The sequence below is a fragment of the Actibacterium atlanticum genome (assembly GCF_000671395.1).
GTDB classification, from domain to species: Bacteria; Pseudomonadota; Alphaproteobacteria; order Rhodobacterales; family Rhodobacteraceae; genus Actibacterium_D; species Actibacterium_D atlanticum.
Map to the genome: position 1 here is coordinate 184,470 of NZ_AQQY01000002.1, position 13,030 is coordinate 197,499.

Annotated in this window: 12 protein-coding genes; 9 read left to right on the forward strand and 3 right to left on the reverse strand. The window is 60.6% G+C overall.

Annotated elements, in window-relative coordinates; all coding sequences use genetic code 11:
- Positions 1 to 20 precede the first annotated feature (20 nt).
- Both gshB and ATO10_RS04860 read left to right on the forward strand, forming a co-directional pair.
- Positions 21 to 962: a glutathione synthase gene (gshB, locus tag ATO10_RS04855; protein WP_035248803.1), complete on the forward strand. Its 942-nt coding sequence runs from the start codon at positions 21 to 23 to the stop codon at positions 960 to 962.
- Positions 959 to 1,873, forward strand: coding sequence for an alpha/beta hydrolase fold domain-containing protein (locus ATO10_RS04860; RefSeq protein WP_035248805.1), 915 nt, complete (start codon positions 959 to 961; stop codon positions 1,871 to 1,873). Before gshB ends, ATO10_RS04860 begins: the two co-directional genes overlap by 4 nt.
- Here ATO10_RS04860 and ATO10_RS04865 read toward each other — a convergent pair.
- Positions 1,870 to 3,378, reverse strand: coding sequence for a YifB family Mg chelatase-like AAA ATPase (locus ATO10_RS04865; protein ID WP_035248806.1), 1,509 nt, complete (start codon positions 3,376 to 3,378; stop codon positions 1,870 to 1,872). The genes ATO10_RS04860 and ATO10_RS04865 overlap by 4 nt on opposite strands.
- A 45-nt stretch (positions 3,379 to 3,423) precedes the next feature.
- Positions 3,424 to 4,311: a glutathione S-transferase gene (locus ATO10_RS04870; RefSeq protein ID WP_035248808.1), complete on the reverse strand. Its 888-nt coding sequence runs from the start codon at positions 4,309 to 4,311 to the stop codon at positions 3,424 to 3,426.
- A 143-nt stretch (positions 4,312 to 4,454) separates the two neighbouring features.
- Between ATO10_RS04870 and ATO10_RS04875 the strand changes: the two genes are divergently transcribed.
- The 7 genes from ATO10_RS04875 to ATO10_RS04905 all read left to right on the forward strand — a co-directional run bounded on the left by ATO10_RS04875 (position 4,455) and on the right by ATO10_RS04905 (position 11,985).
- Entirely contained in the window at positions 4,455 to 5,327 is an 873-nt protein-coding gene (locus tag ATO10_RS04875) for an RNA polymerase factor sigma-32 (protein WP_035248810.1), read from the forward strand.
- A complete protein-coding gene (locus ATO10_RS04880; RefSeq protein ID WP_035248812.1) occupies positions 5,324 to 6,136 on the forward strand; it encodes a ChaN family lipoprotein in 813 nt (270 codons plus the stop codon). The genes ATO10_RS04875 and ATO10_RS04880 overlap by 4 nt, the downstream gene beginning before the upstream one ends.
- An 88-nt stretch (positions 6,137 to 6,224) precedes the next feature.
- Positions 6,225 to 7,418, forward strand: a complete 1,194-nt coding sequence (gene coaBC / locus ATO10_RS04885; RefSeq protein ID WP_035248815.1) for a bifunctional phosphopantothenoylcysteine decarboxylase/phosphopantothenate--cysteine ligase CoaBC — start codon at positions 6,225 to 6,227, stop codon at positions 7,416 to 7,418.
- Positions 7,415 to 7,882 carry a dUTP diphosphatase gene (gene dut / locus ATO10_RS04890; RefSeq protein ID WP_035248817.1) on the forward strand — a complete coding sequence of 156 codons (468 nt, stop codon included), beginning with the start codon at positions 7,415 to 7,417 and terminating at the stop codon, positions 7,880 to 7,882. The genes coaBC and dut overlap by 4 nt, the downstream gene beginning before the upstream one ends.
- The gene (locus ATO10_RS04895) at positions 7,882 to 8,919 is read left to right on the forward strand and encodes a HesA/MoeB/ThiF family protein (protein WP_035248819.1); all 1,038 of its coding nucleotides are present in this window, start codon (positions 7,882 to 7,884) and stop codon (positions 8,917 to 8,919) included. Before dut ends, ATO10_RS04895 begins: the two co-directional genes overlap by 1 nt.
- 55 nt (positions 8,920 to 8,974) lie before the next feature.
- A complete protein-coding gene (locus tag ATO10_RS04900; protein WP_035248821.1) occupies positions 8,975 to 10,996 on the forward strand; it encodes a M3 family metallopeptidase in 2,022 nt (673 codons plus the stop codon).
- 95 nt (positions 10,997 to 11,091) lie between these two features.
- Positions 11,092 to 11,985 (forward strand): DUF7946 domain-containing protein, encoded by an 894-nt coding sequence (locus tag ATO10_RS04905; RefSeq protein ID WP_035248823.1) that lies wholly within the window; start codon positions 11,092 to 11,094, stop codon positions 11,983 to 11,985.
- Positions 11,986 to 12,116: 131 nt separating this feature from the next.
- On the opposite strand, the gene ATO10_RS04910 is transcribed toward ATO10_RS04905, so the two are convergent.
- Entirely contained in the window at positions 12,117 to 13,001 is an 885-nt protein-coding gene (locus ATO10_RS04910; protein ID WP_035248826.1) for a cation diffusion facilitator family transporter, read from the reverse strand.
- Positions 13,002 to 13,030 lie beyond the last annotated feature (29 nt).

Sequence of the window (13,030 nt, forward strand, 5' to 3'; positions counted from 1 at the left end):
CCAGACTTGGAGGGTTTTACATGTCGTTGAAAGTCGCCATCCAGATGGACCCGATTGAGGCCATCGATATCAATGCAGACAGTACGTTCCGCTTGGCCGAAGAGGCGCAGGCGCGTGGACATACGCTGTTTTATTACACGCCGGACTATCTTTACTGGGACGGTGGCAAGGTCATGGCGCGGGGCTGGCCGCTGACGGTGCGCCGGGAAGTGGGAAATCACTTCACGCTGGGCGATCAGCAGGATGTTGATCTGAGTGATTATGACGTGGTCTGGCTGCGGCAGGATCCTCCTTTTGACATGGGCTACATCACAACGACCCATTTGTTGGAGCGGCTCCATCCGCAGACTCTGGTGGTGAACGATCCGTTTTGGGTGCGCAATTTCCCGGAAAAACTGCTGGTATTGCAATTCCCTGAATTGATACCGCCCACCATGATCGCCCGCGATCTGGACACGATCCGCCGGTTCAAAGACGCCCATGGCGACATCATCCTTAAACCGCTTTATGGCAATGGCGGCGCTGGCGTGTTCCGTTTGGATCCCAATGACCGCAACCTTTCGTCTCTGCACGAACTGTTCACCGGCATCTCACGCGAACCTTTGATCGCGCAGAAGTTTCTGCCGGACGTGTCAAACGGCGACAAACGCGTGATTTTGGTTGATGGTGAACCCGTGGGCGCGATCAACCGGGTGCCCCAAGCGGGCGAGACCCGTTCGAACATGCACGTGGGCGGGCGACCTGAAAAAGTCGCGCTCAGCGATCGCGACCGTGAGATTTGTGAGACCATCGGCCCGGTGCTGCGCGAACATGGCCAGATCTTCGTCGGCATCGATGTGATCGGCGATTACCTGACCGAAATCAACGTGACCTCGCCCACCGGCATTCAAGAGCTGGAGCGGTTTGACGGCGTGAACATTGCCCAAAAGGTTTGGCAGGCGATTGAGGCAAAGCGCGGATGAGCTGGGTTCGCCCCGTTCTCAACCTTTCGCTCAGCTGGTTTGAGCGGCCCTGGCTGGCACGCGGTGCCTCGCCAGATAAGCTACGCCGGGCTTTTTCCTTCAAGTCTAAACTTTGGTTCCGCGCACCGCGTGGCACCAAGTTTACAGCCGACCGTCTGGAGCATGTCCCCGCCCTTTGGGTGCGGCCCAAACACTGCGACGATGACTATGTGATCCTGTACTTTCACGGCGGCGGGTATTTCATGGGGTCGCCGACCACGCACCGGGCGTTGATGGGCCAGCTGGCAAAACTGACCCGTATGCCCGCGGTTTTGCCTGACTATCGCAAAGCGCCGGAAAGCCCGTTTCCAGCGGCCTATGATGACGCGCTTGCGGCCTATAAAGCGCTGTTGGCACGCGGGTTCGAGGGCGCTCAGATCGTGATTGGTGGTGACAGTGCCGGCGGCGGGCTGGCGTTGGCTTTATTGGCCGGGATCTGTCGTGAGGGTCTGGCACAACCGGCGATGACCTTCGCCTTTTCACCCTTTGCGGATTTGACGGTATCGGCGGATTCGCATCGTGACAATGACGCCAGCGAGGTGATGTTGCCTCCCGAAAAGATGCCGCAAACCGCCAAAGGTTACCTGAACGGCGCTGATCCGCGTGATCCGAGGGCCTCGCCACTCTATGCGTCATTTGAGGGGGCTGGGCCGGTGTATCTCTATGCCAGCCACGCCGAGATTTTGCGGGACGACACGGTGAACATGGCGGCGCGGTTGAAACGCGATGGGGTGCAGGTTGTGACGCGGCTAGAAGCAGGCCTGCCGCACGTTTGGCCGCTGTTTCACAATCTTCTGCCCGAGGCCCGTGTAACCCTAAGCCAATTGGCCGGGCACATCCGGGTACGCTTATTCGCGCGCAACGAAAACTAGCTGCCGGTCATCAGGCGGAAGCTTGCGGCCTCGGCCACATGCGGGCGTCTGACTTGTTCTGACCCATCCAGATCGGCGATGGTACGCGCCACCCGCAGCACGCGGTGATAGCCACGCGCCGTCAGGCGGAATTTCTCGGCCGCGCGTTGCAGCAGATCGCGCCCCTCGGCATCTGGTGTGGCGATTTCTTCCAGCATTTGGCCTTCGGCATCGGCGTTGCAGCGCAATTCCGGCGTGCCTTCGAACCGTGCGGTTTGTACCGCACGGGCGGTGGCGACGCGCCCGGCGACCTGGGCCGAGGTGTCGCCGCTGTCGGGCAGGTCCAGATCAGTATAGGCCACCGGGGGCACCTCGATCCGCAGATCGAACCGGTCCATCAGCGGGCCAGAGATGCGGCCCAGATAGTCCGCACCGCAATTGGGCGCGCGGGAGCAGGCCAGCGCCGGGTCAGTCATCTGCCCGCATTTGCAGGGGTTGGCGGCGGCGACCAGCAAGAACTTGCACGGGTAGCGCATGTGCGCATTGGCGCGCGCCACCACGACCTCGCCGGTTTCGATGGGTTGGCGCAGGGTTTCCAGCACGGTGCGGGGGAATTCGGGGAATTCATCCATGAACAGAACGCCGTTATGGGCCAAGCTGATTTCGCCGGGTTTCGCGCCGCGCCCTCCGCCGACAATCGCCGCCATCGAGGCCGTGTGATGGGGTTCGCGAAACGGACGGGTGCGCGAGATGCCGCCTTCGTTCAGCAACCCGGCTAGGGAATGGATCATCGAGGTTTCCAGCGCCTCAGCCGGGGTCATGGGGGGCAGGATGCCAGGCATCCGCGCCGCCATCATGGATTTGCCCGAGCCAGGCGGGCCAGTCATCAGCAAATGGTGGCGCCCGGCGGCGGCGATTTCCAGTGCGCGTTTGGCACGTTCCTGGCCTTTGACATCGCGCAGGTCACGGGCGGTTGGGTCAACGCGCACCTCGCCCGGGTCGGCCGGGGCAAGGGGGGACTGGCCGGTATAGTGGCGCACCACATCGGCCAGCGACCCGGCGGCCAACACCTGCGTGTCACCCACCCACGCGGCCTCGGCCCCGCAGGCTTTGGGGCATAACAGCGCGCGGTCGGCTTGCGATGCGGCCATCGCGGCGGGCAGGGCGCCGATCACGGGCACCAGAGAGCCGTCGAGTGACATCTCGCCCAAGGCCACCGTTTGTTCGACATCGTCGGTCGGGATGACGTCCAGCGCCGCCAACAGCGCCATGGCGATGGGCAGATCGAAATGCGAGCCTTCCTTGGGCATGTCGGCGGGCGATAGGTTGATGGTGATCCGGCGCGACGGAAGCGCCAACGCCATCGCTGACAGCGCGGCGCGCACGCGGTCGCGGGCCTCGGACACAGCCTTGTCAGGCAGGCCGACGATGGAGAACGAGGGCAACCCGGCCGAGACGGCGCATTGGACCTCAACCAATTTGGCGTCGACCCCTTCAAAGGCCACCGTATAGGCGCGCGCGACCATGTCTCTCTCCGTTAACGCAATGGTTAACGGCTAGCTCAGCATGGTTTACGATTGGTAAATGGTCATGAATTTCGGGTAGGCAGCGGCGTCATTCACGGTTTTGTCGCGGCAAAACGCGTTGCAAAAGCCAAAGACGCGACCATTAAGCTCCAGAAAATCTGTGACCGGGTCACCCGAATAGGGGCAGGTGGCGTTTTCTGACGGTCCATGGTCGATGGCGCGGGCGGGCAGGCGCGCGGGGCCCGGCCAGGGGCGGCGTTCGGCATCCGCCGGGAAGGCGTTCTCATAGGGCACCGGATCATAAGAGACGCACAATCCCTCGGCGCGCCAGCGGCGAAAGGCCGGATCCGACAGATGGGCCTGAACATAGGCTTGTGCGGCTGGACCAACAGGCAGGCCATAGCCCGCGATCCGCGCCGCGACCGGGGCGTAAAACACATCGGCCAGCGAATAGTCGCCAAACAGCCACGGGCTGTCGGCGCGGCCAAACCGTTCCTGCGCGGTCGACCAGAGCAGCTCAATGCGCTCCAAATCGCGCAACACTGCTTCGGGCACATCGAACCCGTCAATCGCTTGTCGCAGGTTCATCGGGCAGGTTTCGCGCAGCGGGCCAAAGCCGGAATGCATTTCAGCCACGATCCAACGGGCGAAGGTGCGGGCAGACGCGTCCCTGGGCCACAGCCCGGCGTCGGGGTGGCGTTCGGCCAGAGTTTCAGCGATGGCCAGGGTGTCTTGCACCACATCGCCTTCGGGCGTTTGCAGCACGGGCACAAGGCGCGCCGGTGCCAAGGGGGCCATATCCTGCGCCATGTGCCCCGAATAGAGGCCGATATTTTTCGAACGATAGGGCAGGTTAAAATTTTCCAGCATCAGCAAGCCGCGCAGCGACCAGCTAGAGAAGGATTTGTCACCGATATAGAGCGTATATGTCATGTGTTGAAGCTTAGGATGCACCCGGCCCCGGTTCCAAATGATGAATTGTGGATTCAGATATCAGGGTGCGTGATGGAACAATTTTTGATCCAGTCCGCCCCCCGTCGCGTAGCCTTTATATCACCGACCAGACGGAGAATATCATGCCTCTTGATCACTCCAGCACGTTGACCAGCCGCGCCATGAAGGCCGAGATGTTGGATGCCGAAACTGAACAGGCCCTGGCCCGCGCCTGGCGCGATCAGCGTGATGAGAAGGCGCTGCACCGTCTTATCACCGCCTACATGCGTTTGGCCGTGTCCATGGCTGCAAAGTTCAAACGTTACGGCGCCCCGATGAATGACCTGGTGCAAGAGGCCAGCCTTGGCCTGATGAAAGCTGCCGACAAATTTGACCCAGACCGCGGGGTGCGTTTTTCGACCTATGCAGTGTGGTGGATCAAAGCGTCGATTCAGGATTACGTCATGCGTAACTGGTCAATGGTGCGCACGGGGTCTACCTCGCCGCAAAAATCGCTGTTCTTCAATATGCGCCGGGTCCAAGCGGGCTTGGAGCGCGATGCCCAGCAGCGCGGAGAGAAGCTGGACAGCCATCAGTTGCGTCACATGATTGCGTCCGAAGTGGGCGTTTCGGTCGCAGATGTGGAGCTGATGGAAGGGCGGCTGTCAGGTTCGGATTTTTCGTTGAACGCCACGCAGGCGTCTGATGATGAAGGACGGGAATGGATCGACACGCTTGAAGACCCGGATACCGACACAGAGGCCGAGGTGACCCATGCCCGCGATCGTCTGGTGTTACGCGGCTGGCTGGCCGAAGCGATGGAAGGGCTGAATGCGCGCGAGGCTTTTATCCTGCGCGAACGCAGGCTGACGGATAAACCGCGCACTCTGGAAAGCCTTGGTCAGGAACTGAACCTGTCAAAGGAACGGGTGCGCCAGCTTGAGGCCATTGCTTTTGGCAAGATGCGCAAGAGCCTTGAAACTCATGGATCACAGGTGCAAGACCTGTTGGTATGAAAACTCTTACATTCGCTTTTGTTCTAAGCGCGGCGCCGGCGATTGCCACTGAAATTATGCCGGACGCTTTGCAGGATTTGCCGCCCGCACAGGTTTATGTGCTGGGCGAAGTGCACGACAATCCGATTCATCACGCTTATCAGGCACAGGCCGTTGCGGCGATCGGCCCCAAGGCCATCGTGTTTGAGATGTTCAATGCGGACATCGCCGCGGCCGTTACGCCCGCCAATCGGGCTTCGAAAGAAACGCTGGAGCGGGCACTGGGCTGGGCAAGTCTGGGCTGGCCGGATTTTGGTTTCTATTATCCCATTTTCACGGCCGCGCCGAATGCCGCGATCTATGGCGGCGGCGTGCCTCGTGAACAGCTGCGGGCCTCTGTCATGCAGGGGGCTGCTTCTGTTCTGGGAGAGGGCGCCGCGGATTTCGCTTTGCAACAGCCATTGCCCGACGCCATGCAGGCGACACGAGAAGCGTTGCAAATGGAGGCCCATTGCAACGCATTGCCCGAACAAATGCTGGGCGGCATGGTTGAATCGCAACGCCTGCGCGACGCGATGCTGGCACAACAGGTCCGGCTGGCACTGCAAGACTTGGGCGCGCCCGTGGTGGTAATCACCGGCAATGGCCATGCGCGCAACGATTGGGGGATGCCCGCAGCGTTGGCTTTGGCAGAACCCGATGTCGACGTTTTGTCCATCGCGCAGTTTGAAGACTTGCCCGACACGCCGCAGCCTTTTGATCTGTGGCTGATCACCGAACCGGTGCCGCGTGAAGACCCCTGCGCGGTCTTTACAAAACCGCAAGAGTAGCATCCGACCCCTCGGCGCCATCAGCAAGGAAGCTTGTATCGCGCCCGCGCGCGCCCTAGACATTGGGAAAGCCTAAGGGAGTGCACGCATGCTGGCAGGCAAACGCGTTTTGTTGATTATCGGCGGCGGGATCGCGGCCTTTAAGTCGTTGGACCTGATCCGCCGTCTGCGTGAACGTGGCGCAGAGGTCGTGCCGGTTCTGACCAAAGCGGCCGAAGAATTTGTAACCCCCCTGTCGACTTCGGCCTTAGCGGCGAACAAAGTGTATCGCGATCTGTTTGACCTGACCGACGAAGCCGAGATGGGACATATCGAACTGTCCCGTGCGGCTGATCTGGTGGTTGTGGCGCCCGCCACGGCGGACCTGTTGGGCAAGATGGCCGGTGGGCTGGCCAACGATCTGGCCTCGACCCTGTTGATGGCAACCGACAAGCGGGTGCTGGTCGCGCCTGCGATGAACGTGCGCATGTGGGAACACCCGGCCTGTCAGCGCAACGTCGCCCAGCTGCGCGAAGATGGCGTGTTGTTTGTCGGCCCGGATGAGGGCGAAATGGCCTGTGGTGAATACGGGCCCGGTCGCATGTCCGAAGTGCCTGACATCGTAGCGGCGGTTGAAACCGCGCTGGCCGACGGGCCGCTTAAGGGCAAGCATGTGATTGTGACCTCTGGCCCGACGCATGAACCGATTGATCCGGTGCGCTATATCGCCAATCGGTCTTCAGGGGCGCAGGGTACGGCGCTGGCGCGGGCCATTTCGGCGCAGGGCGCAGAGGTGACCTTTGTGACCGGCCCGGCAGATGTTTCGCCGCCCACAGGCGTGAAAGTCGTGCGGGTGAAAACCGCCAAACAAATGCTGGACGCGGTTCAGGACGCTCTGCCGGCTGATGCGGCGGTGTTTGCTGCCGCTGTCGCCGATTGGCACGTCGCGAATGCCTCTGACAGCAAGATGAAGAAAACCAAGGGCGGGATGCCGGACCTTGAGTTCGCCGAGAATCCCGACATTCTGGCCACCGTCAGCCAGATGACCAAGGGCCGCCCCGAATTGGTCGTGGGCTTTGCCGCCGAAACCGATGACGTGATTGCCCACGCCACCGCCAAGCGTGACCGCAAGGGATGTGACTGGATCGTGGCCAATGATGTGTCCCCCGAAACCGGCATCATGGGCGGCGATGAGAACGCCGTCACGGTGATCTCGGACGCGGGCGCGGACAGCTGGCCACGCATGGACAAAGACACCGTCGCCCGCCAGTTAGCCGCCAAAATCGCTGAGGCCCTGACATGACCCCCGAAATCAAGCTGATCCGGGACACGGGTGCCGATATGTCCATCGCGATCCCCGCGTATGAAACCACTGGTGCGGCAGGCGCCGACCTGCGCGCCAACCTGCCACAGGAAGCGCGGGCCGAGGGTATCACCCTGCAACCGCTGCAACGGGCGCTGATCCCCACAGGGTTGCGCATGGAAATTCCGCATGGGTTCGAAGTGCAGATCAGGCCGCGTTCAGGTCTTGCGCTGAAACACGGGATCAGCCTCCCGAATACACCAGGCACCATTGATAGCGACTATCGCGGGCCTTTGGGTGTGATCCTGATCAATCTGGGCGATGCGCCGTATACGATCCAGCATGGCGACCGGATCGCGCAGATGGTTGTGGCCCCGGTTGTGCAGGCCAGCTTCACGCTGACCGAAGCGCTGGGCGATACCGAACGTGGTACCGGCGGATTTGGCTCTACGGGCCGCAACTGATGCTGATCGTCCTTCTGGCCGCAGTTGGTTTGTTCGTCATGGGGCACTTCATGAAAGTGTCGATGCGGGCGCGCTGGTTGATGGTTGGGCTTCTCTATGTCGCGGTGATGTTTGTGCAACTGCTGTTCCCCGAAGGGCACGCGTTGAAACAGGCGCTTGGGGGCACCAAAGAGGAATGGCTGGCCGTTGGCCTTTTGGCCGCTGTGGTCGTGATCTATCGCGCGGGCCTGACATGGCTGAAAGCACGCGCGCAACCGGCGCCCGAACAGCCCCCCCGCCAAGGCGCGTTTTCCGAGGCTGAACTGGAACGTTACGCCCGCCATATCGTGCTGCGCGAAGTAGGCGGTCCGGGGCAGAAAGCGCTGAAAGACGCCAAGGTTCTGGTGATCGGTGCAGGCGGGCTTGGCTCGCCCCTGTTGCTCTATCTCGCCGCCGCCGGGGTTGGGACCATTGGCGTTGTAGATGATGACACGGTCGACGCGTCAAACCTGCAACGGCAGGTGATCCACGCGGATGCCCGGATTGGCATGCCCAAGGTGTTTTCGGCCCAAAGCGCGATGGCGGCCATAAATCCCTATGTCACGGTGCGCCCCTATCAGCGACGTCTGGACGAGGCCAGCGCCGCGGCGTTGTTCGCTGACTATGACCTGATCCTTGATGGCACCGACAATTTCGACACCCGCTATATGGTAAACCGGGTCGCGGTGGCGCTGGGCAAACCCCTGATTTCCGCCGCAATCACTCAGTGGGAGGGGCAAATCAGCCTCTATCACCCGGGGTCGGGCGCGCCGTGCTATGAATGCGTGTTTCCCGAGGCCCCCGCGCCGGGCCTGGCGCCTTCCTGTGCGCAGGCGGGGGTTATGGGGGCCTTGCCTGGCGTGGTTGGCTCTATGATGGCGGTCGAAGCGATCAAAGAGATCACGAATGCCGGCGAAGGCCTGCGCGGGCGGCTGATGATCTATGACGCGCTTTACGCCGAAAACCGGGTGATGAAGCTCAAACCCCGTGGGGACTGCCCGGTCTGCGGTGGTGCATGACAGGGCTGGAAATCCCCCTTGCGCACCCCTAGCTTGAGCGCAAAGGAGATTGCCCATGTCGAACCCGTTTTTGCGCGATTGGAATACCCAATTTGAATTGCCGCCGTTTGAGGCGATTTCAGATGCCGATTTTGCCCCGGCCTTTGACGCGCTGATCAAAGAAGCCCGCGCTGACATCATGGCGATTGCCGACAATGCCGATGCGCCGACCTTCGATAACACGATCAACGCGCTGGAACGGGCGGGCAAGGGTTTTGACCGGATGCTGGGGGTGTTTTATTCGCTGGCCGGGGCGGATGCGAATGACGTGCGCGATGGGCTGCAGCGCGACTTTGCGCCCAAGCTGGCGGCGTATTCCTCCGAAATCACCATGAATGCCGCTCTGTTCGCGCGGATCGAAACGCTGTGGCAAGCCCGCGAGACTCTGGACCTGACCGATGAACAGGCCCGCGTCCTGATGCTGACCCGTCGTGGGTTCGTACGGGCGGGGGCGCAGCTGCAGGGCGCGGCGCGGGATCGGCTGAAAGACATCAAGGCGCGGCTGGCCGTGCTGGGCACGCAGTTCACCCAGAACCTGCTGGCAGATGAACGTGATTGGTTCATGGACTTGGCCGAGGTCGATCTGGACGGCTTGCCCGACTTTGTGGTGGCCGCTGCCCGTGCAGCGGGTTCGGAAAAGGATGCAGATGGCCCAGTGGTGACCCTGTCGCGGTCGTTGATTGTGCCCTTCCTGCAATTCTCGCCGCGTCGCGATCTGCGCGAAAAGGCTTACGAGGCGTGGGTCGCGCGCGGCGCCAATGGCGGCGAAACCGACAACCGCGCCATTGCTGCCGAAATTCTGGCCTTGCGCCATGAACGGGCGCAGTTGTTGGGCTATGCCGACTTCGCCAGCTACAAGCTGGAAACCGAGATGGCCAAAACCCCCGACGCCGTGCGCGGCCTGTTGATGGATGTCTGGGCGCCCGCCCGCGCCGCCGCCGAGGCAGATGCCGAAGCGCTGGAAACCCGGATGCACGGGGACGGGATCAACGGCCAGCTAGAGGCCTGGGACTGGCGCTATTACTCCGAGCAACGCCGCAAGGAAGAACACGATCTGGATGAGGCCGAGCTGAAGCCGTATCTGCAATTGGAACGGATGATCGAGGCGTCTTTTGCCTGCGCCAACCGCCTGTTCGGGTTGGAATTCGCAGAGCTGGAAGCGCCGATGTACCACCCGGATGTCCGCGCATGGGAGGTCACCCGCGACGGCACCCACGTGGCGGTGTTCATCGGCGACTATTTCGCACGCGGCTCAAAACGGTCGGGCGCATGGTGCTCGGCCAGCCGCTCGCAAAGCAAACTCGACGGCGTGGTGACGCCGGTGGTGCATAACGTGTGCAACTTCGCCAAACCTTCCGACGGGGAACCGGCGCTCTTGTCCTATGACGATGCGCGGACCCTGTTCCACGAGTTCGGCCATGCCCTGCACCAGATGCTGTCGGATGTGACCTACGAGTCGATCTCGGGCACGTCAGTGGCCCGCGATTTCGTCGAATTGCCCAGTCAGCTTTATGAACACTGGCTGGAAGTACCCGAAGTGCTGGCGGAATTCGCGACCCATGCCGATACCGGCGAAGCCATGCCCAAAGACATGTTGGACCGGCTGCTGAAAGCTGCAACCTATGACATGGGGTTCGCGACGGTGGAATATGTGGCCTCGGCGCTGGTTGATCTGGCCTTCCACGAAGGCACGCCGCCCGCCGATCCGATGGCTGCGCAGGCGCAGGTTTTGGCCGAGATCGGCATGCCCCACGCCATCCGCATGCGCCACGCCACGCCGCATTTTGCCCATGTCTTTGCGGGCGATGGATACTCGGCGGGCTACTACAGCTACATGTGGTCCGAGGTCATGGACGCCGACGCCTTTGCCGCCTTTGAGGAGGCCGGATCGGCCTTTGACGCAGGCATTGCCCAAAGCCTTGAGGACAACATCCTGTCACGCGGCGGCTCGGTCGAGGCAGACACGCTCTACAAACAATTCCGCGGTCGCATGCCGGGGGTCGAGGCCCTGCTGAAAGGGCGCGGGCTGGCGGCTTAGAGTCCAGATTTTGGGGTTAGCCCCCTTACAAACGGATTGATTGACGGGTAATCAGAAATCGGCTTACGCTCCCTTGAGTTGTGCGAGGGGTCTTTATGTCAACTTTACTTAAAATCCACTATGCTGGACTGGATGCTGACAAGCATATGCTCGATCTTCGTGCATTCGGAGAGGCTGCTCTTGGATTGGACAAGCTCGCAAATACAGGTCTAATAGCCCTTTCTGACCAACGAGTGCCTAGAAAGGGAGAGCGCTTTCCTATGCGGATCGTCGCGCAAGAGCCTGAAGAGGGCTCATTTGAATGGGTGGTATATCTTGCTCCGTTCACAGCAGTGGCGTTGCCAATTGTTCACGAAATGTTCTACACTAAGGCAGCAGAATTTCTGTGGCACTGGATCAGTTGGGTTACGAGCATGGTAGGAGGTAGACAGAAAGACGCTGATCCGCATTTGCAAGTTATCTTGGAAATGTCAAAGGACGTTCACAAGAGCCATGCAGAGAGCGAACAGCGAACGAAGGATTTCATGTTGGAAGTTTTGGACAAAATGAAATCGCCAGCAAAGAACTTTGTTGCTCCAGTAGGGGAGTCTGCGGACAAGGTTTCGTTGATAGCGGATAGTACAGAAGAGCCGCTTCTTCTTACTCATCAGATCGATGTACCGATGGCTGATGCGATCAGGTCAAAAGATAAACTTGAGGTTGGAGATATGGAAAGAATGCGCTTGCGCATTGATGGTCTTATTCACCACAATAGACAACTGAAAGTCGAGCACCCGGATCAGCCTGGTAAGTTCATCACCGCTAATGTGCGTGACCCTGCGTTTTCTGAGGAAGGTAACGTTTACACTGATGCTGTTGCTCAAAAAGGTATTCTCGAAGTGTCCGCGAAGCCGTCCAGAACTTCTGACGGCGAGTTAAAAACCCTTTACATTCTTGATGCATCTGGGGTGGTGGATCCGGATGCTGAAACTGGCCCAAGAGACGGATAGGGTTCACGACTTCATGAACAAGCATCAGGCCCACGATAGTGTTCTTAGGGGGGCACGAAATCTTTCTTGAATTGGTTGGAGCTTAGGTACTTGAAGCTGAAAACTTAATTATCAAAAAATCTTTTTTCTACCTAATCCGCGTCGTAGACCGGGTCTTTGTGAATGATCACCTCGGCGTTGGGATAGGCGGCGATGATCGCGCGTTTCAGCCCTGCGCCGATGGCATGGGCGGCGTGCAGGGATTGATCTCCGTTCAGTTCAATATGCAGGTTCACGAAAATCTTGCTGCCGGCGGTGCGGGTTTGCAGATCGTGAAAGCCGTACACGCCGGGCCATGTTTGCGCGATGGTGGCGATGCCCTCGACCACCTCGGGCGGCGCACCGCGATCCATCAAAGCGTCCCACGCACCTTTGCCGATCCGCAGGGCACCGACGGCCAGCATCATGGCGGCGCCCAACGCCACCACGCTGTCGACCCCGACAAAGCCAAACTGGGCCGAGGCCCAAAGCGCGATGATGGCGCCGATATTGGGGATTAAATCGCCCAGATAGTGCAGGCTGTCAGCGCGTACCACCTTGTTGCCCGTACGGGCGGCGACCCAGCGTTGCCATATCACCAAGGACGCGGTCAAAACGATGGAAACTGCCATCACGATCATGCCGCGCCCCTCGGACAACAGCTGTTCAGGCGTACCGCTCAGCAAGCGGCGCACAGCGGCCCAGAAGATCACCCCGGCAGATACAAAGATGAACAGCGATTGCGCCAGCGCGGCCAGATCTTCGGCCGAGCTGTGGCCGAAGTTGTGGTCATCATCCGCCGGGCGTGCGGCATAGAATATTGCCGCCATGCCCCCCAGTGACACCATCAGATCCAAGGCCGAATCCGCAAGCGAGGCGGCGATGGAAAGCGCTTGGGTGGTGCTCAGCGCCCAAGTTTTCAACAGCACCAGCGTCAGTGCCACCAAGACAGAGGCAATCCCGGCAGACAGGTTCATACGAAGAGAGTTGGTGGGCATGGGCGGTGCTCGGTCAGTATCGATGACCC